Origin of the sequence: Pantoea sp. JK (assembly GCF_026130245.1) — a bacterium.
GTDB classification, from domain to species: Bacteria; Pseudomonadota; Gammaproteobacteria; order Enterobacterales; family Enterobacteriaceae; genus Pantoea; species Pantoea trifolii.
Genome location: NZ_JAINFN010000001.1, coordinates 889,461 through 912,913, shown reverse-complemented (window position 1 = coordinate 912,913; position 23,453 = coordinate 889,461). Strand labels below are relative to the sequence as shown.

20 protein-coding genes are annotated in these 23,453 nt (G+C 57.1%); 12 read left to right on the top strand and 8 right to left on the bottom strand.

The annotated features are described in order from the left end of the window. The first annotated feature begins 2 nt into the window (after nt 1–2). The 3 genes from moaE (at nt 3) to PanJK_RS04350 (ending at nt 2,397) form a co-directional block, all read left to right on the top strand. Nucleotides 3–455, top strand: coding sequence for a molybdopterin synthase catalytic subunit MoaE (gene moaE, locus PanJK_RS04360; protein ID WP_265297450.1), 453 nt, complete (start codon nt 3–5; stop codon nt 453–455). An 80-nt stretch (nt 456–535) separates the two neighbouring features. Continuing rightward, nucleotides 536–1,630, top strand: a complete 1,095-nt coding sequence (locus PanJK_RS04355; RefSeq protein ID WP_256695971.1) for a DUF1615 domain-containing protein — start codon at nt 536–538, stop codon at nt 1,628–1,630. Nucleotides 1,631–1,689: 59 nt separating this feature from the next. Then, the gene (locus tag PanJK_RS04350) at nt 1,690–2,397 is read left to right on the top strand and encodes a Bax inhibitor-1 family protein (RefSeq protein WP_265297349.1); all 708 of its coding nucleotides are present in this window, start codon (nt 1,690–1,692) and stop codon (nt 2,395–2,397) included. Nucleotides 2,398–2,499: 102 nt separating this feature from the next. Here PanJK_RS04350 and PanJK_RS04345 read toward each other — a convergent pair whose 3' ends face one another. The 3 genes from PanJK_RS04345 to PanJK_RS04335 are packed head-to-tail and all read right to left on the bottom strand — an operon-like array spanning nt 2,500 to nt 5,476. Beyond that, complete coding sequence (locus tag PanJK_RS04345) at nt 2,500–3,474, bottom strand: lysylphosphatidylglycerol synthase domain-containing protein (RefSeq protein ID WP_008102686.1); 975 nt, start codon at nt 3,472–3,474, stop codon at nt 2,500–2,502. Continuing rightward, nucleotides 3,474–4,718: a cardiolipin synthase ClsB gene (clsB, locus tag PanJK_RS04340; RefSeq protein ID WP_265297345.1), complete on the bottom strand. Its 1,245-nt coding sequence runs from the start codon at nt 4,716–4,718 to the stop codon at nt 3,474–3,476. The genes PanJK_RS04345 and clsB overlap by 1 nt, the downstream gene beginning before the upstream one ends. Further along, nucleotides 4,715–5,476 carry an endonuclease/exonuclease/phosphatase family protein gene (locus PanJK_RS04335; protein ID WP_256695973.1) on the bottom strand — a complete coding sequence of 254 codons (762 nt, stop codon included), beginning with the start codon at nt 5,474–5,476 and terminating at the stop codon, nt 4,715–4,717. The genes clsB and PanJK_RS04335 overlap by 4 nt, the downstream gene beginning before the upstream one ends. 177 nt (nt 5,477–5,653) lie before the next feature. Here PanJK_RS04335 and PanJK_RS04330 point away from each other — a divergent pair, with 177 nt between their 5' ends. From PanJK_RS04330 to PanJK_RS04315, 4 genes are all read left to right on the top strand, one after another. Next, nucleotides 5,654–6,046, top strand: a complete 393-nt coding sequence (locus PanJK_RS04330) for a YbhQ family protein (protein ID WP_007890591.1) — start codon at nt 5,654–5,656, stop codon at nt 6,044–6,046. Nucleotides 6,047–6,261: 215 nt separating this feature from the next. After that, the gene (gene rhlE / locus PanJK_RS04325; protein ID WP_256695974.1) at nt 6,262–7,650 is read left to right on the top strand and encodes an ATP-dependent RNA helicase RhlE; all 1,389 of its coding nucleotides are present in this window, start codon (nt 6,262–6,264) and stop codon (nt 7,648–7,650) included. A gap of 4 nt (nt 7,651–7,654) precedes the next feature. Beyond that, nucleotides 7,655–8,611, top strand: coding sequence for a tRNA dihydrouridine(16) synthase DusC (gene dusC / locus PanJK_RS04320; protein ID WP_256695975.1), 957 nt, complete (start codon nt 7,655–7,657; stop codon nt 8,609–8,611). 673 nt (nt 8,612–9,284) lie between these two features. After that, nucleotides 9,285–10,487, top strand: a complete 1,203-nt coding sequence (locus PanJK_RS04315) for an MFS transporter (RefSeq protein WP_256695976.1) — start codon at nt 9,285–9,287, stop codon at nt 10,485–10,487. Here the strand turns inward: PanJK_RS04315 and ppk2 are convergent. Together ppk2 and PanJK_RS04305 are read right to left on the bottom strand one after the other, a co-directional pair. Then, a complete protein-coding gene (gene ppk2 / locus PanJK_RS04310; protein ID WP_008102671.1) occupies nt 10,484–11,404 on the bottom strand; it encodes a polyphosphate kinase 2 in 921 nt (306 codons plus the stop codon). The genes PanJK_RS04315 and ppk2 overlap by 4 nt on opposite strands. Nucleotides 11,405–11,416: 12 nt before the next feature. Then, nucleotides 11,417–13,027, bottom strand: coding sequence for an inorganic phosphate transporter (locus PanJK_RS04305; protein WP_265297338.1), 1,611 nt, complete (start codon nt 13,025–13,027; stop codon nt 11,417–11,419). A gap of 162 nt (nt 13,028–13,189) precedes the next feature. On the opposite strand from PanJK_RS04305, the gene PanJK_RS04300 reads away from it, so the two are divergent. Then, entirely contained in the window at nt 13,190–14,215 is a 1,026-nt protein-coding gene (locus PanJK_RS04300; protein ID WP_008102665.1) for a transporter, read from the top strand. Between the two features lie 166 nt (nt 14,216–14,381). Here PanJK_RS04300 and PanJK_RS04295 read toward each other — a convergent pair whose 3' ends face one another. Together PanJK_RS04295 and PanJK_RS04290 are read right to left on the bottom strand one after the other, a co-directional pair. Continuing rightward, entirely contained in the window at nt 14,382–15,434 is a 1,053-nt protein-coding gene (locus PanJK_RS04295; RefSeq protein ID WP_265297335.1) for a L,D-transpeptidase family protein, read from the bottom strand. 196 nt (nt 15,435–15,630) lie between these two features. Beyond that, complete coding sequence (locus PanJK_RS04290) at nt 15,631–17,445, bottom strand: glycoside hydrolase family 15 protein (protein ID WP_256695979.1); 1,815 nt, start codon at nt 17,443–17,445, stop codon at nt 15,631–15,633. 117 nt (nt 17,446–17,562) lie between these two features. On the opposite strand from PanJK_RS04290, the gene PanJK_RS04285 reads away from it, so the two are divergent. Next, nucleotides 17,563–18,339, top strand: a complete 777-nt coding sequence (locus PanJK_RS04285; RefSeq protein WP_265297331.1) for an SDR family oxidoreductase — start codon at nt 17,563–17,565, stop codon at nt 18,337–18,339. Here the strand turns inward: PanJK_RS04285 and PanJK_RS04280 are convergent, their stop codons facing one another. Continuing rightward, the gene (locus tag PanJK_RS04280) at nt 18,340–18,915 is read right to left on the bottom strand and encodes a DedA family protein (protein WP_008102658.1); all 576 of its coding nucleotides are present in this window, start codon (nt 18,913–18,915) and stop codon (nt 18,340–18,342) included. It lies immediately after the preceding gene. A 166-nt stretch (nt 18,916–19,081) separates the two neighbouring features. Between PanJK_RS04280 and PanJK_RS04275 the strand changes: the two genes are divergently transcribed. The 3 genes from PanJK_RS04275 to PanJK_RS04265 all read left to right on the top strand — a co-directional run bounded on the left by PanJK_RS04275 (nt 19,082) and on the right by PanJK_RS04265 (nt 23,426). Next, nucleotides 19,082–19,669, top strand: coding sequence for a Yip1 family protein (locus PanJK_RS04275; protein ID WP_258144801.1), 588 nt, complete (start codon nt 19,082–19,084; stop codon nt 19,667–19,669). 221 nt (nt 19,670–19,890) lie between these two features. Next, nucleotides 19,891–20,820, top strand: a complete 930-nt coding sequence (gene pbpG, locus PanJK_RS04270) for a D-alanyl-D-alanine endopeptidase (RefSeq protein WP_265297326.1) — start codon at nt 19,891–19,893, stop codon at nt 20,818–20,820. 164 nt (nt 20,821–20,984) lie between these two features. Further along, nucleotides 20,985–23,426 (top strand): DUF3772 domain-containing protein, encoded by a 2,442-nt coding sequence (locus PanJK_RS04265; RefSeq protein ID WP_265297324.1) that lies wholly within the window; start codon nt 20,985–20,987, stop codon nt 23,424–23,426. Nucleotides 23,427–23,453: the final 27 nt, after the last annotated feature.

Here is a 23,453-nt window from a genome sequence, read left to right as displayed (position 1 = left end):
TGATGGAAACGCGGATTCGTGTCGGATCAGAACCTTTCAACGTCGGCGAGGAGTACGGAAAACTCGCCGCCCATGACAGCGATGGCGCGGTCGTCACCTTTACCGGCAAAGTGCGCAATCACAATCTCGGTACCAGCGTGGCGGCCTTGACGCTGGAGCACTATCCCGGCATGACGGAAAAAGCGCTGGCCGATATCGTTGAAGATGCGCGTCAACGCTGGGCGCTGCAGCAGGTCACGGTGATTCATCGCGTTGGCGAACTTTTCCCCGGCGATGAAATTGTGTTTGTGGGCGTCAGCAGCGCGCATCGGGGCAGCGCCTTCGCTGCCACTGAGTTCATCATGGATTACCTGAAAACCCGCGCACCGTTCTGGAAGCGTGAAGCCACCGCTGCAGGCGATCGCTGGGTCGATGCCCGCGACAGCGATCATCAGGCTGCTGAGCGCTGGAGCTAGCGCGCAAAATCCTCCGGCTCCGATAGCGGCAGGCCACTGAAAACGTTAAGGTACGGTTTTTGTTGGCGTCAGGGAGCAGGATGAACACGAGCAAGATGATGAAAGGCGCAGCATTGCTGGCTGCGCTGGTACTGGTTGGTTGTAGCACTAAAAAAGAGCCGCAGGTGCCAGCGCGTCAGCCCGCCGATGTGAAAAGCCAAATCCAGCAGTTGTTGCCCAGCGACGTGAAGCAAAAATCCGCTTGGGCCGACGACATCTATACCGCGTTCCGCGTGCAGCAAATCGATGCCAGCGTCAGCAACATCTGCGCGGTCATTGCCGTCACCGATCAGGAATCCAACTTCAGTGCTGATGCGGAAGTGCCGGGCTTGCCGAAAATCGCCTGGGGCGAAATCGATCGCCGCGCCGCCAAAGTGCACGTTCCGGCATTTCTGGTGCGCACCGCACTGTTAATCAAATCGCCGAACGGTGAAAGCTATGCCGCGCGTCTGGATAAAGTGCGCAGCGAGAAAGAGCTGAGCGCCATCTTTGATGATTTTATCGATATGGTGCCGATGGGGCAGAAGCTGTTTGGCAATCTTAACCCGATTCATACTGGCGGGCCGATGCAGGTCAGCATTGAGTTTGCGGAAGCGCACGCCAAAGGCTATCCGTATGCGGTTGACGGCTCGATTCGTCGAGAAGTCTTCACGCGTCGCGGTGGTATCTATTTCGGCACGCTGCATCTGCTTGGCTATCCGGCCGATTATAGCCAGCCGCTCTATCGCTTTGCCGACTTCAACGCCGGTTGGTACGCCAGCCGCAACGCGGCATTCCAGGCGGCGATTGCGCGCGCCAGCGGCATCAAGCTGGAACTTGATGGCGATTTGATTATGTATGGCAGCGAGCAGGCCAGCTCCACCGAATTGGCGGTGCGCAGCCTGAGCAAGCAGCTGGATATGAGCAATCGTGAAATCCGCCGCGATTTGGAGAAGGGCGACACTGAAGATTTTGCCAAAAGCACGCTGTGGAAGCAGACCTTTATTCTTGCCGATAAGATGGCCGGAAAACGTCTGCCGCGCGAAATGCTGCCGGGCATCAAGCTGGAGAGCCCGAAAATCACCCGCAATCTCACCACCGCGTGGTTTGCCCAGCGCGTTAATGGCCGCTATCAACAGTGCTTGACGCGCCGTTGACGCAAACGGGTGTACACTCCACACTTACAGAGTTTGTCTAACATTTAATGAGGCGCTTCATGGATCGATATCCACGTAATGATTCAATCGTGCAGCAGGCATCCACTTCGCTGCAGACCTACATGGCGCAGGTGTATGGCTGGATGACCTGTGGCTTGCTGCTCACCGCGTTTGTTTCGTGGTTTGCTGCCCGTACACCTGCAGTAATGGAATTGGTGTTTGCTAACCGTATCACTTTCTTTGGTCTGATCATCGCGCAACTGGCGCTGGTGTTTTTGCTGTCTGGCATGGTGCAACGCATGAGCGGCGCAGTGGCTACCGCGCTGTTTATGCTCTATTCGGCGCTAACCGGTCTGACAATGGCGAGTATTTTCCTCGTCTACACCTACTCATCGATTGCCAGCACCTTCTTTGTGACGGCCGGGATGTTCGGTGCCATGAGCTTCTACGGTTACACCACCAAGCGCGACCTGAGCCGTTTTGGCAGTCTGCTGTTTATGGCGCTGATCGGTATTTTGCTGGCGTCGCTGGTGAACTTCTGGCTGAAAAGCCCGGCGCTGATGTGGGCGATTACCTATATCGGCGTGGTGGTGTTTGTTGGCTTAACCGCCTATGACACGCAGAGGCTGAAGGCGATTGGCGAGAACATCAACGTCAATGACAAAGAGAACCTGCGTCGCGCCTCAATCATGGGCGCGTTAACGCTGTATCTCGACTTTATCAACCTGTTCCTGATGCTGCTGCGCATCTTCGGCAACCGCCGCTAAACCACGCACCAAACTGTTCCCTCTCCCGCGTGCGGTCTGCACCAATCCGTCCCCTCTCCCGCCTGCGGGAGAGGGCCAGGGTGAGGGGAATCCCGCACAAAACTAGCGCGAAACCGATTTCTCCATCTTCTGCTCATTCTTCTGCCGCAAATGCTTCGCGCGGCTCTCCAGCCACAAATAGAGCACCAATGCCACCAACAGCGGCAGGATAAAGTAGAGCACGCGATAAGCCAGCAACGCCGCGATAATGCTGCCGTGCGAGGCATGTTGCCCACTCAGCAGCGCCAAAAATACCGCCTCCAGCACGCCAATCCCCGCGGGAATATGAATAATCACGCCCGCGATACTGCTGATCAACAGCACGCCTAACACAATCGGATAATCCACCTGACGTGCCAGCAGCAGCCAGATAATCATGCCCATCACCATCCAGTTGGCGCAAGAGACGGCAAACTGGAACAGCGCCATGCGCAGCGAAGGCAGCTGCAGATGCTGGCCTTTTACCGTCCAGCGGCGCTTCTTCGCGAAGGCGCACGCCCACAAATAGACGGCCACCATCACCAGCAGCACCGCGCCAATAATGCGCAGGGTGGTTTCGCCAATGAACCAACCAGAAGGAATTGGCACCATGCCCGCCGCAAACACCACGCCGGCCAGCAGAATGTAGCCAAGCCAGTTGGTGGCGATGCTCAGCGAGAAGATGCGTGTAATGGTGTTGCCCGGCAAACCGAGACGCGAGTAGAGCCGATAACGCATCGCCACGCCGCCAACCCAGGTGCTGAGCGTCAGGTTGAAGGCATAGCAGATAAACGACACCAGCATCACCTGACGTTTCGCCAGCTTATGGCCGCAGTAGGCGCGTCCAATCAGGTCGTAAAGGCCGTAAGTCAGATAACTCACCACCACCAGCGCGGCGGCGCTCAGCACTACATAGCGGTTGTAGCCGACGATCACTGTATAAACGTCTTCCCAGTTCACCTTGCGCGCATACACCACCAGCAGCACAATCACCGCGATAAAAAACAGCCAGGTGAGGATTTTCTTCGCCAGTTGCCAGCGCGGATTCTTTTTCGACATTAGGGTTTCGCTCCTGAATTATCGGCTTCAACCCGATCCTGGGTTTCCATTTCAGGCTGCACCGGCGGCGCAACCTGCGACAAGCGCGGGGTATGCGCAGGCAACCAACCGGCGATGGCCGGGAAGTGGCGTAAAAAGTGAAACACAATCACGCCTTTGGTCAGCTGCCACCAGTTGCGCGGCGGCAGCTTGTCATCTTCCACGCGCACACAGTCCTGCTGAATCAGCAGCTCCAGATTGTCGCGCAGCGTCTGATTGAAGGCGCGATCGTGCACCATCAAATTGGCTTCGAGATTGAGGGATAAACTCAGCGGATCAAGGTTGCTGGAACCGACCGTGGACCACTGCTGATCCTGCACCGCAATTTTGCCGTGCAGCGGGCGGCGGCAGTATTCATACACTTCTACGCCACCATCGACCAAATAGTTGTACAGCAACTCGGCCCCAACTTTAACGATCGGCATATCGGGTTCGCCCTGCACAATCAGCCTGACGCGCACGCCGCGCTGTGCCGCGCTGCGCATCTCGCGCAGCAGACGATAGCCGGGAAAGAAGTAAGCGTTGGCGATGATCACATCCTTCTGTGCCTTGCGCAGCATGGCGAGATAGTGCTGCTCAATGTCGTCGCGGTGTTCGTCGTTATCGCGATAGACAAACAGCACCTGCGCTTCACCGGGCATGGCGTTAACCGCTGGGCGGTGGGAACGCGCACCCCACCAGCGCCGCGTGTGCTGTTCGCTGCCCATCTGTTGCTGCACGTATTGGGCAATATCCAGCACCACCGGACCTTTCACCTCCACCGCATAATCCTGCTTGGCTTCTGCACCGAAATCGATGTTGTGTTCAGCGGAGAAGTTGATGCCGCCGACAAAGGCGATCGCTTCATCAATCACCACAATTTTGCGGTGCAGGCGACGAAACACGTTAGTGCGCATACCGAGCACCAGCGGACGCGGATCGTAATAGATAAAACGCACGCCAGCGGCGGTCAGGCTATCGACAAAGCGATCGGATAGATCCGGCGAGCCGTAGCCATCGACCATCACTTCAACTTTCACCCCGCGCTGCGCTGCGTGCAGCAGAGCTTCGTGCAGGTCGTTGCCCACTTCATCCTCAAACAGGATAAAGGTTTCCAGCAGCAGCGTGCGTTCGGCACGCTGAATCGCGCCCCACACGCGCGGGAAAAATTCGTCACCGTTCTCAAGCAAACGGAGCTGATTACCGTCGCGCCAATTGAAACTCATAGGAAAATCTCCACCGCTAATGGCGCATGATCGGACAGGTGTGACCAGGGTTTAACCGGCAGCGCCCACGGCTTACTGACCGTGGCGTTGCGGATGTAGATACGATCAAGCCGTAACAACGGAAAACGTGCCGGAAAAGTGCGGGCAGGGCGGCCAGTTTTGATACTGAACACTTCCTCTAAGCCCACCGCGCGCTTGAGAAAGCGATTGGCGCTGACCTGCCAGTCATTAAAATCACCGGCCACCACCAAGGGCGCATTGGGCGGCAGCGTATCAATGAAGTCGCACATCATCTTCATCTGCGCCTGACGATGCTTCTCCTTCAGACCGAGATGTACGCAGAACACATGCAGCGGCTCAGCACGATCCGGCAGGCGAATTTGGCAGTGCAACATGCCGCGCTTTTCACTTCCAGCGACGGAAATATCGCGGTTTTCATATTCAACGATGGGAAATCGTGACAATATCGCGTTCCCGTGATGTCCCTCGGGATAAACGGCGTTGCGGCCATAGGCGAAATCGTTCCACATGGTATCGGCCAGAAACTCGTAATGTGAGGTTTCCGGCCAGTTTTCGATGTTCAGTGAATGGATGGCGTGGGTGCCCATCACCTCTTGCAGGAAGACGATATCCGCCGATGTGGCGCGGACTGCGTCGCGCAATTCCGGCAGGATAAAGCGGCGATTAAAGCTGGTGAACCCCTTGTGGGTATTGATCGTCAGGACTTTAAATGAAAATCCTTGCGTATTTTGTGGCATACTTCGACGCGCTCCTTTTCATCATCAACAGCACAAAGTGTAGTCTTTGTCACAAATGGATGGTGTTAAGGGCAGAAAATTAGGGCGTAATCCGAAATTTGCTTTACATTGAGGACGTTCGTCTGGCCTCCAGCCAGATACACTTGGGCGACCTGTTGGGTCTGCCAGGAGAAGAGAATGAAATGGTCTAATCGTGTTCAGATTGTTACCGGACAAACCTGTTTGCACATTGCAATGCACCTGCTGGTGATTGCCGCGCTGGTTTGGGGCTGGAAACATAGGGCGCTGGTTGAAGTGAGCAGTACCCTGGTGGCAGCTTATGCGGTGGTATTTATTACCATGCTGGTCATGCAGCGTAGTGCCCGTTTACGTAGAATGGGTGATTCCCTTGAAGAGGTGACCACCACGTACTACTTTGGCGCAGCGATGTTAACGCTGTTCCTTATCTCCCGCTTTATCCACAACAACCTGCTGATTGGTATTCTCGGCGTGGTGATGTTGGTGGGACCGGCGCTGGTATCACTGCTGGCGAAAGAGCCGGTCCAGCGCATCGAGAAGAAGCGCAGTTGATTGATTAGGGACCGCAACCCTGCGGACCTGACAAAAAGGAGCCGAATGCGGCTCCTTTTTTTATGGATGCTGTACGCGCGGAAAGCTGCTAAACTCGCGCCCTTACGCATGGTAGTTTGTGCCCTTTTCACACGTGAGCCTCGCGCTTGCGTCATATCCCTCCTGAAAACTACATCGCCCACGGCGATCAGGACGGTTCGGAGTAATACACCTGCATGTCATTTGACTCTCTCGGCTTAAGTGCCGATATTTTGCGTGCGGTAGCAGAACAAGGCTACCAAGAGCCGACGCCGATTCAGCGTCAGGCAATTCCTGTGGTGCTGGCTGGTCGTGACCTGCTGGCGAGCGCCCAAACCGGCACCGGTAAAACCGCCGGCTTTACGCTGCCATTGCTGCAGCGTCTGACTGCAAAACCGTCCACGGCGCGTGGCCGTCGTCCGGTGCGTGCGCTGATCCTTACCCCAACCCGCGAACTGGCGGCTCAGGTTGGCGAGAACGTGCGTGAGTACAGCCAATATCTGGATATCCGTTCGCTGGTGGTCTTCGGCGGCGTGAGCATCAACCCGCAGATGATGAAACTGCGCGGCGGCGTTGACGTATTGGTGGCAACACCGGGCCGTCTGCTCGATCTGGCACACCAGAACGCGGTTGATCTGTCACAGGTTGAAATCCTCGTGCTGGATGAAGCGGATCGCATGCTCGACATGGGCTTCATCCACGACATCCGTCGCGTGCTGGCGCGTCTGCCTGCTAAGCGTCAGAACCTGCTGTTCTCGGCCACCTTCTCTGACGAGATCAAAACGCTGGCGGAAAAACTGCTCACCAACCCAGAACAGGTTGAAGTGGCGCGTCGTAACACCGCATCTGAGCAGGTTTCTCAGCAAGTGCACTTCGTGGATAAGAAGCGCAAGCGGGAACTGCTGTCGCTGATGATTGGTCGTGATAACTGGCAGCAAGTGCTGGTGTTCACCCGTACCAAACACGGCGCCAACCACCTGGCTGAACAGCTGAACAAAGACGGCATCACTGCCGCCGCGATCCACGGCAACAAGAGCCAGGGCGCGCGTACCCGTGCATTGGCTGACTTCAAATCTGGCGGCATTCGCGTGTTGGTCGCCACCGACATCGCGGCGCGTGGTCTGGATATCGAAGAGCTGCCACACGTGGTGAACTACGAGCTGCCAAACGTGGCGGAAGATTACGTGCACCGTATCGGTCGTACCGGCCGTGCAGCTGCTACCGGCGCGGCACTGTCGCTGGTGTGTGTGGATGAACACAAACTGCTGCGTGACATTGAGCGTCTGCTGAAGCGTGAAATCCCGCGCATCGAGCTGCCTGGTTTCGAAGTCGATCCAAGCATCAAAGCCGAGCCCATCCAGAACGGTCGTCAGCAGCAGGGCGGCGGTCGCGGCCAAGGTGGACGTGGTCAAGGCCAGGGTCGCGGACAGGGCGGCAACGTCTCTCGTCCACACAGCGGCAATGCACCACGTCCGCAGGGTGAAGCGCGTCCAGCGCGTCGTCCAGCGCAGGGCGCAAGCCAGGCCGCGCCAGCCGCCAACAGCGGTCGTCGTCGCCCGGCACCAAAGAAAACCGGGAACGCCTAACGTCATGAGGGTTTTGCTGGCGCCGATGGAGGGCGTGCTTGATTCGCTGGTGCGTGAGCTGCTCTCCGGGGTTAATGATTATGACTTATGCGTGACCGAGTTTTTGCGCGTGGTCGATCAGCTGCTGCCGGTAAAATCCTTCTATCGTTTGTGTCCTGAGCTGCATAACCACAGCCGCACGCCGTCAGGCACGCGCGTTCGCATGCAGCTGCTCGGGCAATATCCCGAGTGGCTAGCAGAGAACGCCGCGCGCGCGGTGGAACTCGGTTCCTGGGGCGTCGATCTCAACTGCGGCTGTCCGTCGAAGCTGGTAAACGGCAGCGGCGGCGGCGCCACCTTGCTGAAAGATCCCGAACTGATCTATCGCGGCGCGAAAGCGATGCGTGAAGCGGTGCCGGATCATCTGCCGGTGACGGTGAAAGTGCGCCTTGGCTGGGATTCCGGCGATCGTCGCTTTGAGATCGCCGATGCGGTGCAGCAAGCCGGTGCCAGCGAATTGGTGGTGCACGGCCGTACCAAAGAAGATGGCTATCGCGCCGAAAGCATTAACTGGCAGGCGATTGGCGAAATCCGCCAGCGTTTACGCATTCCGGTGATCGCCAACGGTGAAATCTGGAACTGGCAGGATGCGCAGGATTGCATGCGTATTACCGGCTGTGATGCGGTGATGATTGGGCGCGGTGCGCTCAACGTGCCGAATCTGGCGCGCGTGGTGAAGTACAACGAAGCACCGATGCCGTGGCCTGATGTGGTCGCATTGTTACTGAAGTATACCCAGCTGGAAAAGCAGGGCGATACCGGCATGTATCACGTGGCGCGCATCAAGCAGTGGCTTGGCTACCTGCGCAAGGCGTATCACCAAGCCGACGGCTTATTCAGCGAAGTCCGCACCCTCAAAGTCTCCGCCGACATCGCCACCGCAATCGAGCGCCATGCCGCAGCATTAATCAAATCCTCGTAGGGTCGCCATTCATGGCGTAATACTCGTCAGTTAAGAAAGCATGTTGCTTTAAACTGGTGCGGGCTCTGACACATCTGCTGCGTCACGGGCCGTCCTCGCGCCGCTAGCGCGGTGCCTTCGGCTTTCACGTCGTGCCAACGGACCGTTCGCGGATCGGCCGTCCTGGCCGGCCCCGAACTGCCTCACGCATCCATGCGCGAGGCTCCTGGCCCAACGTAAAAGCCGCAGCGCTGCGAATGGCCCTTTTGCCGCAGCAGACGCGCCAGCGCCTCTCAAAATTGAGCCGTTTTCAACAACACGCACGGAAGCTAAGAAGCAGGCCGGGGTCGCTTTTGGGCAGGCAATCCGCAGCGCTGAACGAAGCGAGGAAGCCAGGAGAGCCCGCAGGACGCGGGCGAAAGGCGGAGCCGGGACATGGAGGTCCCGTCTCCGCCGGTCCGTCAGGCAGACGAGCAAAGTGAAGGTACCGCGATAGCGGCGCGAGGACCGCAGGACCAAAAGTGGCCCCGGCCTGCGCACTCATCGTTGGCTTAACTGACAAGCATTACGCCATTCATGGTGACCTCTCCTAAAAAAACGATTAAAACTTTATAACTAAAAAATCCGCGATCTCTTAGCACGCTAAGGTTATAGTTGTCGTTCAATTTCATCATCATGCCCGACGCCACCTTCCATGTCTGACGCCGCTGTACTGAGTAACGCTCAGTTAAATAAACGTATTCTCTCCGTCATTGTCTTCACCTTCTTTTGCTACCTTTCGGTGGGTTTGCCGCTGGCAGTGCTGCCGGGATTCGTGCATAACCAGCTTGGATTCAGCTCATTCATCGCCGGATTGATCATCAGCCTGCAGTACTTCGCCACGCTGTTAAGTCGCCCGCACTCCGGTCGTCTGGCGGATCGCTACGGTCCAAAACGCGTGGTGATGATGGGATTGGTGTTCTGCGGCATGAGCGGCGTGTTATCGATTATCGCCGCGCTGTGCAGCGATATGCCGCTGCTAAGCCTGGCGCTGCTGGCGGCGGGGCGCTTGTTCCTCGGCGTCGGTGAAAGCTTCAGCAGCACCGGATCGACGCTGTGGGGCATGAACATTGTCGGCCCGCTGCAAACCGCGCGCGTGATCTCGTGGAACGGCGTGGCGACCTATTTCGCCATGGCGATTGGTGCGCCGCTTGGCGTGCTGCTTAATCAGTGGTTTGGCATCAGCGGCTTTGCCGGTTTGGTGGCGATCATGGGCGTTGCCGGATTCTGGATGGCGAGCCGCAAAGCGGGCGTCAGCGTTACCGCCGGCGTGCGCATTCCGTTTCATCGCGTGGTCAGTCGCGTGTGGATGTTTGGCCTGGCGCTCGGCTTTGGCACCATCGGCTTTGGCGTGATCTCCACCTTTATCACCCTCTATTTCGCCAGCCGCGACTGGAGCGGTGCCGCGTTCGCGCTGACACTGTTCAGCCTCGGCTTTGTGATTGTACGCCTCGGTTTTGGCCGCTACATCACGCGTTTAGGTGGCCTGAAAGTGGCGCTGGTGTCGTTTGTGCTGGAGTGTGCTGGATTGCTGCTGATTTGGCAGGCCGACAGTATCTGGCTGGTGGATTTGGGCGCGTTCCTTACCGGCGGCGGTTTCTCGCTGGTGTTCCCGGCGCTGGGCGTGGAAGCAGTGAAGCGCGTCCAGCAGCAGGATCAGGGTTCGGCGCTCGGCACCTATTCGGCGTTTCTTGATTTAGGGCTGGGATTAACTGGGCCGGTAGCGGGCTTGCTGATCGGTCATTGGGGCATGCAATCGGTCTATCTGGCGGCAGCGCTGATGGTGTTGGGCGCGTTTATGATTACGCTGCGCCTGCACCAGCAGCACCGCAGCCAGACGGCCGCGCAAGCGCTTTAGTATTTCTCAGGCACCACCATGTGCTCGGGTACCGGCGCGCGGCGATAGTCTTCAGAACGTTCGCGCGGCGGTAACATAATCGGTTTGGCTTCGCTCTCTTCGTACGGCATCTGCTGCAGCAAATGGCTGATGCAGTTAAGGCGCGCGCGTTTCTTGTCCACGCCTTGCACCACCCACCACGGTGCTTCGGGGATGTTGGTGCGCTCCAGCATCTCCTCTTTCGCCTCGGTGTAATCTTCCCAGCGACGACGGCTTTCGAGATCCATCGGGCTCAGCTTCCACTGTTTAAGCGGATCGTGAATACGGCTGAGGAAGCGCAGCTCCTGCTCCTCATCGGTGATCGAGAACCAGTATTTGATGATCTGGATGCCGCTGCGCGTCAGCATTTTTTCAAACTCCGGCACGCTGCGATAAAACTCTTCCACTTCATCTTCGTTACAGAAACCCATCACGCGCTCAACGCCCGCGCGGTTGTACCAGCTGCGGTCAAACATCACAATCTCACCGGCTGCCGGCAGATGGGCGATATAGCGCTGGAAATACCACTGCGTTTTCTCGCGATCGTTGGGCGCGGGCAGGGCGGCTACGCGACAGGTGCGCGGATTGAGACGCTGAGTGATACGTTTGATGACGCCGCCTTTCCCCGCCGCATCGCGCCCTTCAAACAGGATTACCACGCGATGTCCGGTACGCATCACCCAATCCTGCAGTTTCACCAGCTCGCCTTGCAGATGCAGCAGTTCGCGGAAATAGCGGCGACGAAAGGCTTTATCGTCATCCGCCTGCGGCTCGCCGCTGTCATTAAAACGCAGGTCATCCAGCTCCATCTCCAGCTCTTCGTCGTAGCTGTCGTAAAACTCCTGCAGCAGACGCTGATTAAAGGTCTCGCTGTGGAAGCTATTGTCGTGGGTCGCCATCATTTTCTCCCGTTACAGGTGGATAAACAGGGCGTAAAGGAGCCCCGAAAGTAAAACAGAAACCGGCAGCGTCAGCACCCACGCCATCGCCAGATTGCGGATGGTGGAAAGTTGCAAACCTGAACGGTTGGCAGCCATCGATCCGGCGACGCCCGAAGAGAGCACATGCGTGGTGGAAACCGGCAGGCCAAACACATCCGCCGCGCCAATGGTCGCCATTGCCACCAGTTCGGCGCTGGCCCCTTGCGCGTAGGTGAGATGGGTTTTACCGATGCGTTCGCCCACCGTGACCACAATGCGACGCCAGCCAACCATGGTGCCGAGGCCCAGCGCTATCGCCACCACCACTTTCACCCACATCGGGATAAAGCGCGTCGCGGCATCCAGCTCTTTCTTCACCGCCGCCAGGTTGCGTGCGGTCTCTTCCGGCAGCGTCACTTTGGCATTTTGCAGATGCTTGATGGTTTCCGATGCCAGATACATGTCGTTTCGCGTGTTAGTCACCGCCTGCGCCGGAATATTCTCCACCGCGCCGTAGCGGCGAATCTGATCGCCAATATCGCCGAGCATCATGCCGAGCGCCGGTATCACTTGCGGGCGATTTTGGTTGGTACGCACGAATTCGGTCAGCACTTCACGCGGTGCGAGCATGGCGGCGGGCGCTGGTTGCAGCATCAACAGCTGCTGTTCCGTCACCTGAGTTAAGGCGGCGACGCGCGGAATCTGTTCCGGCGGCAGCGAGCGGTTCAGCGCATAGGCAATCGGCATGGTGCCGACCAGAATCAACATGATTAAGCCCATGCCTTTTTGGCCGTCATTCGAGCCATGCGCGAAAGAGACGCCGGTGCAGGTGAGGATCAGCAAGCCGCGAATCCATACCGGCGGCGGCTGATTGCCCTTCGGCGCTTCATACAGCTGGCGATTGCGGATAAAGGCTTTCATCGCCAGCAGCAGCAGCGCGGCGCAGACGAAGCCAACAATCGGCGACAGCAGCAGCGCGTAACCGACTTTAATCGCCTGATCCCAATCCACGCCGCTGGTGCCGCTGCGGCCATGCAGCAAGGCGTTCGCCACGCCAACGCCGATGATCGAACCGATCAACGTATGCGAAGAGGAGGCCGGCAAACCAAAATACCAGGTGCCGAGGTTCCAGATAATCGCCGAGAACAGCAGCGCATACACCATGGCAAAGCCGTGGCCGCTGCCCGCTTGCAGAATCAACTCTACCGGCAACAGCGAGATGATGCCGAACGCCACCACGCCGCTGGAGAGCAGCACGCCCAAAAAGTTACAGAAACCGGACCACATCACCGCCACGCCCGGCGACAGCGAATGGGTGTAGATCACCGTAGCAACGGCGTTGGCGGTATCGTGGAAACCGTTCACAAATTCAAAGCCGAGCGCGATGATCAGCGCCACGCCAAGCAGTACGAACGGCGTATAACTGGTGACCGGCGCGCCGGTCTCTTCCACGTCGTTAAACAGGTTAATGCCGGCATACATCAGCCCAGCAATCAGCAACAGTACAAAGATCAGGCGTGAGGCTGGACCGTTGCCGCGGTTAAGGTTCGGGCGTCCGCTGTGGGACGAGGAGGTCGATGCAGGTAAACTGTTTTCAGCCATAAAACACCTCAGTGTTAAATCACGATGCTCGAACGGCATCCGTTACTGGCAGTGTGATACGTGGTTTGTATGACAGAATGATGATGGCGATCACGCTGTGTCATCGTGCTGCAACAAAGCTGTCGCACGCTATGGATCTGACCGCTGCGGAATGACCTGCTAATGCTCCAGCCCGTACTACCACTCGCCTCGCTGCCGGACTTCAACAATGAAGTCGCCGGATTGATTCACGGTTATCTGTTTACCCCCGCGTCGCCGCCCCAGCGCCTCAATGCGCGCGAAGCGGCCCAGCTGGCGCAGCAGCAGCTGCCGGAGTCGTACTTTATCTGGCTGCACATCAACCTGAATCACGCGCGAGCAGAGCGTTGGGTTCAGGACCACTTTGGCGTAGACCACGACTTTTTCGATGAGATACATTCGGCTTCGCCGCGCACCCGTTTAGCCCATCAAAACGATGCGCTGCTGGCGGTGCTCAATGACGTGACTTTCAGTAAGGAGGAGCGCAGCACGCAGAACGCCACGCTGTGGATGTGGTGCTGCCCGCGAGTGGTGGTCACCGCGCGTTTTCGTCCGGTTGGCATGATTGAGCGCATGCATCAGCAGATGGATCGCCTGAAGTTCGCGGAGCCGGATGCTATGTTGCTGTGGCTGCTCGGCGAGCAGGAAGCGCAGCTGGAGCAAGTGGTACGGCGATCCAGTCAGGCGGTGGATGCGATTGAAGAGCGGTTGCTGAGTGCGGCGATCAAAACTAATCGCCGCGAGCTGGGGCAACTGCGCCGTATGCTGCTGCGCGTGCAGCGTTTGCTGGCACCGGAACCGGCGGCGCTGTTCCGCCTGTTGAATCGTCCGCCCAAATGGCTGAAGCGCGAACCGTTAGGCGAGCTGCGGATTTTTACTGAAGAGTTCAGCGTAGCATTGAATGATTTGGCGAGTTTGATGGAGCGGATTCGTTTGTTGCAGGAAGAGATCGCCGCGCGTTTGATGGAGCAGAGCAACCGCACGCTGTTTTTGCTGACGGTGATTACCGTACTGGCGCTGCCGATCAATATCGTGGCGGGATTTTTTGGTATGAATGTGGGCGGGATTCCGCTGGCGAATAATCCGCACGGTTTTTTGCTGCTGGTGTTGGTGGTGCTGGCGTTTACGCTGGTGGCGGGGTGGCTGGCGTTTCGACGACCGCGTGATTGATTTGGCCAGGTCGCCATAAATGGCGACCCTACAAAACCCGGAACGGACGCTTTCGCCATAAATGGCGATCTTGCCGTTTCCGTAGGGTCGCCATTCATGGCGACCTTGTTAATGCGCGCACAAAAAAACCAGCCCGCAGGCTGGCTCTTCACATCTTCAACCGTGATTACAGGCTGGAGGTCGGCTGCGCCGCTGGCGCTGCACCGTTGATACCTTGCGGTGTCATTGGCTCTTCTTTCGGCAATGCGTCAGAAGACTCCTGAACCGGAACCGGTGCTGGCTGAACCTCGCCTGCTGGACCGTTAATCTTGATCGGCATACCGTTACGCGCCTGGATAGCGTTGTTGACCGCATCCTGGTTGGTGCTGGCATCGGCAATCACTTTGGTCACCGCGGAAGTCAGGTTAATCGGCACCACTTCGCGTGAGTTGAACTGCTCTTCGGTGGTCGACAGCGGATTGTGCACTTCCACATAACGCGAACCATCTGGCTCAACGGTGGCTTTCACCGGCTGATCGATGAACTGAACGCGCGTGCCAACCGGCACGTTGTCGAACAGCCATTTAATGTCGTCAGCACGCAGACGCACGCAGCCGTGGCTCACGCGCAGGCCGATACCGAAGTTGGCGTTAGTACCGTGAATCGCATACAGGCGGCCAATATACAGCGCGTGCAGACCCATCGGGTTATCCGGGCCAGCCGGGAACACCGCAGGAATGCTCTCGCCGCGTGCCGCATATTCTGCGTGCATCGCTTTGGTTGGCGTCCAGGTTGGGCCATCTTTCTTACGCTCAACCGCCGTTGTCCAGTTGACCGGCGTATCTTTACCCAGCTCGCCGATACCGATTGGCAGCACGACCACGGTCTTGGTGCCTTTCGGGTAGTAGTAAAGACGCATCTCAGCGCTGTTGATCACGATGCCTTCACGCGGCGCGTCAGGCAGAATCAGCTGCTGTGGGATGATCATTTTAGTGCCAGCTTTTGGCAGATAAACGTCAACGCCCGGATTGGCTTCCAGCATATTGCTGAGGCCCATCTGATACTGTGCAGCAAAGGCTTCCAGCGGAAGTTTGCTGTCATCAGGGACAGTGATTTCAATGTTTTCGCCGATCAGACGGCTGTTAGCCGGCGGCAGCGGATAGACTACTGCAAATGCCGACTGGCTGAACGCCGCCAGTGCGAGGGCGAGTGAAGCGAACGCGCGAATGCTCATTTTCATGTTTTTCAAGTCGTTATGGCCATGTTTCAGGCTTGTCAGTGTGTCGAATCCATCGTGGTCAGTATGACCCGCTGCGCATTATATGTGCATTGACGCATTGATGGAAATCAGGATTTTTACTGGCTGCAGATACTTTACGCAATTCCTTGTCTTTACCAGACAATTCTCTTGGATCCGCAGCCCAAAAAGTGAATTTTCACGGCTGCCACAGCGTCACTTCATTACTCAGTTTACGATTGAGGAAAAAAGCGGCACTGATTAAGGCCAGATGCGTCAATGCCTGTGGCATGTTACCCAACGCTTCACCGTGCGAAGTGAACTCTTCGGCATACAGACCAAGCGGGTTGGCGTAACTCAGCAGCTTTTCAAACTCAAAATGCGCCTCATGTACGCGACCCGCACGCGCCAGACACTCCACATACCAGAATGAGCAGGCGGCAAAAGAGCCTTCTCCACCTTTTAAAGCATCGGCAGGCGTCTCGTGAATGTTATAGCGTCGAACTAAACCGTCGCTCACCAGATGCGTTTTAATCGCGTCCAGCGTCGAAATCCAGTCGGGATCGGTGGAGCTAACAAAGCGCACCAGCGGCATCAACAGCATCGACGCATCAAGAAATGTTCCGCCGCGCGTGGCGGTGAAATGGCCCAGTTCCGGGTTCCAGAAGTTCTGCCAGATATCATCGCGGATCTCGCTGCGCACCCGATCCCAGCGTTCGTATGGCATCGGCAATGAACGCTTCATGCCTAATCGCAGCGCACGATCGAGCGCGACCCAACACATCAGGCGTGAGTGCAGGAAATGCTCTGGTTCACCGCGCATCTCCCAGATTCCAGCATCGGGCTGATTCCAGTTTGCGCAGACGTAATCGATCATATCGGAGACGTACTTCCAGCCGCGATGCGAAATCGCTTCGCCATATTTGTTGGCGAGATAGATGGCATCCATCAACTCACCGTAAATATCGAGCTGCGTCTGACGCCAGGCATCATTGCCGATGCGTACTGGACGCGAATTGGCGTAGCCGGAAAGATTAAGCAGCTCGGTTTCATGCAGCTCGGTGCCGCTGTCGAGGCGATACATCACCTGTAAGTGCGGCGTGTCGTCGTGGCTGTGCTCGACGCAGCGGCCGACCCACTTGGTGAAGTCACGCGCTTCTTCGGTGTAGCCGAGGCGCATCAGCGCGTACATGCTAAATGAGGCATCGCGGATCCATGAGGCGCGATAATCCCAGTTTCGCTCGCCACCCAACTCTTCCGGTAAACCAAAGGTGGCGGCCGCGGCGATTGAACCGTGCTGATGCGAGGTCAGCAGCTTCAGCGCCAGCGCCGAACGCGTCACCATCTCCTGCCAGCGGCCGCGATAGGAACTGTGGCTGCTCCAGCGCCGCCAGTACTGGAGCGTGTCATGGAAACACTGCTCGGTAGCGATCCTGGCCACGTTGGCATCGTCATCGTTGCCAAAGACAAATTCGGCGGTTTCACCGGCTTTCAGGGTGAATTCCGCTACCGCGCTGTGATTTTCGCGCGTCATCACCACCGTAGCGCTCAGGCGCAACGTGGGTTGTCCGGGTGCCAGAAACGCAATGCCGCCGGGGCGCAGTTCGGTGGTGGTTTCGGCGCGGGCATAGTCATGGCGCGGGGCGCACAGCAGATGAAATTTTGCCGTACCGCGTACCATCTTCACGCGACGCACGATACGCGGCACTTTGCTGTGTTCATCGCAAATCGGCATGTAATCGGTGATCTCTGCCACGCCCGCGTCATCCAGCCAGCGGGTTTGCAGAATATTGGTATCCGGCAGGTAAAGCTGCTGCTGGCGGGCATGTTTCCAGTCCGGCGCGAGGGAGAAAAGGCCTGCCTCATCGCTGTCGAGCAAGGCGGCGAAAACCGACGGGCTATCGAGCTCCGGCCAGCATAAATAATCGATGGTGCCGTCATTCGCGATCAGGGCGCAGGTGCGTAAATCACCGATCACACCGTGGTCGTCTATTCTTCGTTTTATCTCGCTCATCGTGCCCCCTAATCCGTATGTAATTGTTAACTATAGACGAAACGGCAGATTCGGCGGCGCTGAGGCACAGAAGGATAACTTCTATACTGTTAAGACACCCTCAATCAGGAGAATGTTATGAGTTCAGGAAAACAGAAAGTCGCTGTGGTCACCGGATCCAGTTCTGGCATTGGTCGCAGCTGTGCGGTGATGCTGGCCGAAGCGGGCTATACGCTTGGCATCACCTGGAGTTCGGATGAAGAGGGCGCCCAGGAAACCGCACGCATGGTGGAGAGCCGTGGACAGCAGGCGCAGGTGCGGCAGGTTGATCTCGCCGATCCGCAAGCTGGCGCACAGCAACTGGCGCAACTGATCAACTCGCTGGGACGTATCGATGTACTGGTGAGCAATGCGGGCGTGATGACCAAAGCCGACTTTCTCGACGTCACCTTTGAGGATTGGCGCAAGGTGTTCAATGTGGATGTCGATGGCGCGTTTCTGTGCGGGCAGATTGCCGCGCGCCATATGGTGGATCAGGGCGACGGCGGACGCATCATCAACATCACCTCGGTGCATGAACACACGCCGCTGCCGGATGCCACCGCCTATACCGCCGCGAAACATGCGCTTGGTGGCCTGACCAAGTCGATGGCATTGAGTCTGTTGCCGCACCATATTCTGGTGAACGCGGTCGCGCCGGGCGCGATTGCCACCGCAATGAACGATATGAAAGATGATCAGCAAGGGCGACGTATGCCGGAAATCCCGATTGGGCGTCCCGGCGATACGCGCGAAGTGGCGAGTTTAGTGGCCTGGCTCTGTTCGGAGTGGGCAACCTATACCACCGGACAATCGTTTATTGTCGACGGTGGTTTTATGTTGGCCAATCCGCAGTTTAAGGGTTACCATCAATAATTAACCGGCGCGGCGGCGGTTCCAGTGGCGAATGATAAAGCGCAGGACAATGCCGAAAATCACCGCTGCCGCCAGCCACAATACCGGCTTGAGGTGCTGATCGATCTTGTGCAGCCAGGGCGCAACGATCTGTCCGGCGAAGTAGCCCAGCGAGACAAAGATCAGTGACCACAGCGCCGCGCCAATCACATTCAAAATAAAGAAGCGCAGCGGCTTGAGATGGCTGGTACCGATGATGATCGGCCCGACAATACGGAAGCCATACATAAAGCGCACGCCAATCACGAACAGGCTGGGATGTTTGCGAATCAGCCGATTAGCTTTGCCGATAGTTTCCTGATGTTTACTGAAACGACGCAATATACGCGTGCCATAACGACGTCCTAGCCAGAACAGCAGTTGATCGCCAATGATGCCGCCCGCCATTGCCGCCAGCACCACGCCGCTGAAGTGCAATAAGCCTTCATGCGCCGCCACCCCGCCCAACAGCGTGAACGTTTCCCCTTCAGCGATACAGCCAATCAGCAGCGCCAGATAACCGTATTGGGTGATTAATCCATTGATATCGAGATGCAAATTATCCTCCCTGCAAAGTGTGAAATCGTTATTAGTGTATACCAGCGGCTTAATTTGTGTGGCGACCCGCAAAAACGGCGCTGACGATTATACTTGAGTTAACGCTGCCTCCGTTGATCAGGCCGTTAGCTGTAAGGGCAGCCCATCGCAGCAAAGGAGTAGATGTATGAATCATGTCTGGGGTTTACTGGCGCATCCAGGTCAGGAAATGCGCGATATTAAACAGGAAAATGAGAGCGTTTCGCACCATTACACCCATCATGTTCTGTTAATGGCGGCGATCCCGGTGATCTGCGCCTTTATCGGGACCACGCAACTGGGCTGGAATCTGGGCGAAGGGCAATTCGTACAACTCAATCTACTGACCGGTATCGGTCTCGGCATTCTGTTCTATCTGATTATTCTCGGCGGCGTGGCGGTAATGGGGCGGGTGATCCACTGGATGGCACGTAACTACCCGCAGCGTCCTAGCCTGCAGCGCTGCACGGTGTTTGCCGGCTATGTGGCAACGCCGCTGTTCCTTAGCGGGCTGGTGGCGCTCTATCCATTAGTATGGCTTTGCGTGCTGGCGGGCGCGGTGGCGCTGGTTTATACCGGTTATTTGCTTTATGTCGGCATTCCGGTGTTCCTGAGCATCGACCGTGAAGAGAGCCTGCGTTTCTCCGGTTCAACGTTGGCGATTGGTGTGCTGGTGTTTGAAGTGCTGCTGGCGCTGACGGTGGTTCTGTGGGGTTACGGGCCACGGTTGTTCTGAGGTTAGCCAGGTCGCCATAAATGGCGGCCCTACAAAAAAATGCAGTTAACCCGCAAGGTCGTCATTCATGGCGACCTTTTTAACGCCCGGAAACAATCTCTATAAGAAATTTCTCAGGTAAGTGCGTATGATACTGCTGCCAGCCCGCATCCTGTCTGGATTGTTGCGGGCGGCCTGTGTCTCAACACAGCGCAAACTCCTTACCGGATTTTTTTGACACGATGTCTGCAAAAATGCGTATTTCCTTGCTGTCGCTGGCGCTGTTTGTCGCCGCGCCAGCCGCTGTAACGCCCGCGTACGCTGCGCCGGCGGCACTCTCGAACCTGGCGCCGATTGCTCAACCGCAAATCGCCTCCGGCAGTGCCATGATTGTTGATTTGGAAAACGGCAAAGTGCTGTTTTCCAGCCATCCTAACCGCGTACGTCCAATCGCTTCACTTACCAAAGTAATGACGGCGATGGTGGTATTGGATGCCAAACTGCCGATGGATGAAATGCTGTCGGTGGATATCAGCCATACCGCTGAGATGCGCGGTGTGTTCTCCCGCGTCAAACTGAACAGCGAAATTAGCCGCCGCAACATGCTGCTGCTGGCGCTGATGTCCTCGGAAAACCGTGCTGCCGCCAGCCTGGCGCATCACTATCCGGGCGGTTACGATGCGTTTATCCGCGCCATGAACGCCAAAGCGCGTGCACTTGGCATGACGCACACGCGCTATGTGGAGCCGACGGGCCTGTCGATTCAGAACGTTTCCAGCGCGGAAGATTTGGTTAAGCTGGTGAAAGCCACGCGTCAGTACCCGCTGATTGGCGAACTGAGCACCACCAAAGAAGATACTGCGGTATTTAAACATCCGAACTACGCGCTGCCGTTCCGTAACACCAATCATCTGGTGTACAAAAACGACTGGCGTATTCAGCTGACCAAAACCGGTTACACCGACGAAGCCGGGCACTGCCTGGTGATGCGCACGGTGATCAACAACCGTCCGGTAGCGCTGGTGGTGCTGGATGCCTTTGGCAAATACACCCATTTCGCCGATGCTAATCGCCTGCGCGACTGGCTGGAAACCGGCAAAGCCGCACCGGTTCCGGCCGCAGCGCTGGCGTATAAAAAGCAGAAGTCCGGTTTGACGGCCAATAACGAATAATTCTCCCGCAGGTGCTTCCGGGCACCTGCAAAAACGCTTATCGTAAGCGCCAAAGTTTTACACCTTCATTCCTATAGTTTCAGTGTCGGCAACGTCTTAAACTAGCCGCCATTCACGATCGCACTTGCGTTTATCGGCTGTTATTGCGCTGGAATCTCATTCATATGTTCAAGTTTCGTCATCTGTTTACCCCGTTTTTACTGCTATTCGTGCTGTTAGCCCCCACGCTGAGCGTGGCCGCCGACACGCCGCCCAACGATCAGGCAGAAGACGCCGCACCGAAGGTTAATGCCTCGGTCGAGCTGCCTAAGATGCAGAAAATTCTCGACAAAATTAAAGGTCAGGTCTCAGGCGATACCAATGAAAGTCAGCTCAACCAGCTTAATGAGATGGCGCTCGAGCTTTCCGGTAATGCCGAAACCCTCGGCCAGGCGTTGATCCCGCAGGGGCAGCAGCTGGATGCCCAGTTAGCGGTGCTCGGCCCGGCACCGAAAGCCGACAGCGGCGTAAAAGAGACGCCCGAAGTGACGCGCAAACGTGCGGCGCTGGAGAGCCAGAAAGCCAAGCTGGACGATCAGATCAAACAAGCCGATGGCATCAAAAATGGTGCACTGGTGCTGTCATCACAGATCGTCAACCTGCGTCGTGACCAGCTGAAAAGCCAGCTGGCGCTGAACTCCGGCAGTATCCTCGGCCCGCGTTTCTGGGCGCCGGTGATGAGCAGTCAGGATCTGGATGGCGAGAAGATCAGCGATTTTATCGCCGAATTGCAGGACACCGCCGCGCTGTCGTGGGAATCGGGCTGGCGTTTTGGCACCATCGCCTGGCTGTTTGCGGCGATGCTGGTGATGACGCTGGGACGCCGCTACAGCGAAGAGTTCTTTGCCTGGGTCAGCATTCATAAAATGCCGGAAGGGCGCTTACGTCGCAGCTTCCTCGCCGCTACCACCGCGCTCACCACGCTGGCGGCGGTGGTACTCACCTTCAACTTCATCGCGCTGGCCTTTACGCGCCGCGACGAAGTCTCTGGCGATGTGCAGGATTTTGTCGAGCGTCTGGTGCAGCTCAGCGTCTATTGCGGCTTGATTGCCGGTTTAGGCCGCGCGTTCCTCTCAACGCGTCGCCCAAGCTGGCGTCTGCCGGCCATCTCCAACGAAGTAGCGCTGGCACTGAAGCCGTTCCCGCCATTCACCGCCGCGCTGGTGTTTGTTTTCCAGACGGTGGAAGCCTTCAACTACAGCGTCGGCACCAGTCTGAACACCACTATTTTTGCTAACGGCTTGACCGCGCTGCTGATTGGCAGCACCGGACTGGCGATCGGCATGCGCATCAACCGCGTACGCCGCCGCATGGTGCAGGAAGGTCATCAGCCTGAAGCGCGCTCAACGCTGGTGGGATTGGTACAGCTGGCGTTAATGCTGACGGCGCTGGGCATTCTGATATCGCTGATTATCGGTTACGTCACGCTGGCGCGCTTCCTGAGTTATGAGGTGATTTGGTGCGGCATCTTGTTTGGTTCGTTCTACTTCCTCAGCCATCTGGTGAATGACGGCTGCGAAAGCCTGTTCTCCATCAGCAATGCTACCGGCAAGCGCCTGCAAACCACGCTGAATATCGATGAGCGCTACCTGCAACAGGCGGCGACGCTGCTCAGCGCGCTGGGTAAAACCTTGCTGATTGCGATTCTGGCGCTGGCGCTGCTAAACGGCACGTTTGCCTCATCAACGCCGATTGAGCTGATCCAGAAGGTGATTGAATTCTGGGGCGGTAAAGGGCTGGAGTCGCTGAACATTGTGCCGGCGCACATGGTCAATGCGATTCTTTGTCTGGTGGTGGGGATTTACGTGCTGCGTTCGGTGCGTCGCTGGCTGGATAAAGATTTCCTGCCCAAAACCACCATGGACGTTGGCATGCGCGTGTCGCTGGTGACGCTGTTCAGCAACATCGGTTACGTGCTGATTATCCTGCTGACGCTGTCGATCATGGGCCTGCAGTGGAACAAGCTGGCGTGGATCGTCAGCGCCTTGTCGGTTGGTATCGGTTTTGGTTTGCAGGAGATTGTGAAGAACTTTATCTCCGGCCTGATTCTGTTGACCGAACGTCCGGTGAAAGTCGGCGATTTGGTGAGCATCAGCGGCATTGAAGGGGATATCCGTCGCATCAACGTGCGCGCCACCGAAATTCAGCTGGGCGACAAATCAACGGTGATTGTGCCGAACTCGCAGTTTATCTCGCAGAACGTGCGTAACGCCACCATGGGCAATGCGCAAGGCGTGGTCACCATCTTGCTGACCTTCCCGCTGGATATTGATCCGGTGCGCGTGCGTGAAATTCTGCTGGAAGTGTATCAGGAGAATGAACGCATTCTGGAGACGCCGGAGCCGTCCGTGTCGTTCAAAGATTTGACGCCGGCGGGCATCGTGTTAAGCGTCACTGGCAACGTGGCGGGTCAGCGCCAGATTTCCGGCGCCAAGAGTGATTTGCTGTTCGATATTCTGACGCGTCTGCGCAAAGAGGGCATTATGCTGTCAACGCCGCAAACCATGATTATCGAGCGCCGCGCCATGGCTGCGGCACAAGATCAGCAAAGCGATCCGTTGCCATAAATCCGTAGGGTGGCCATTCATGGCCAC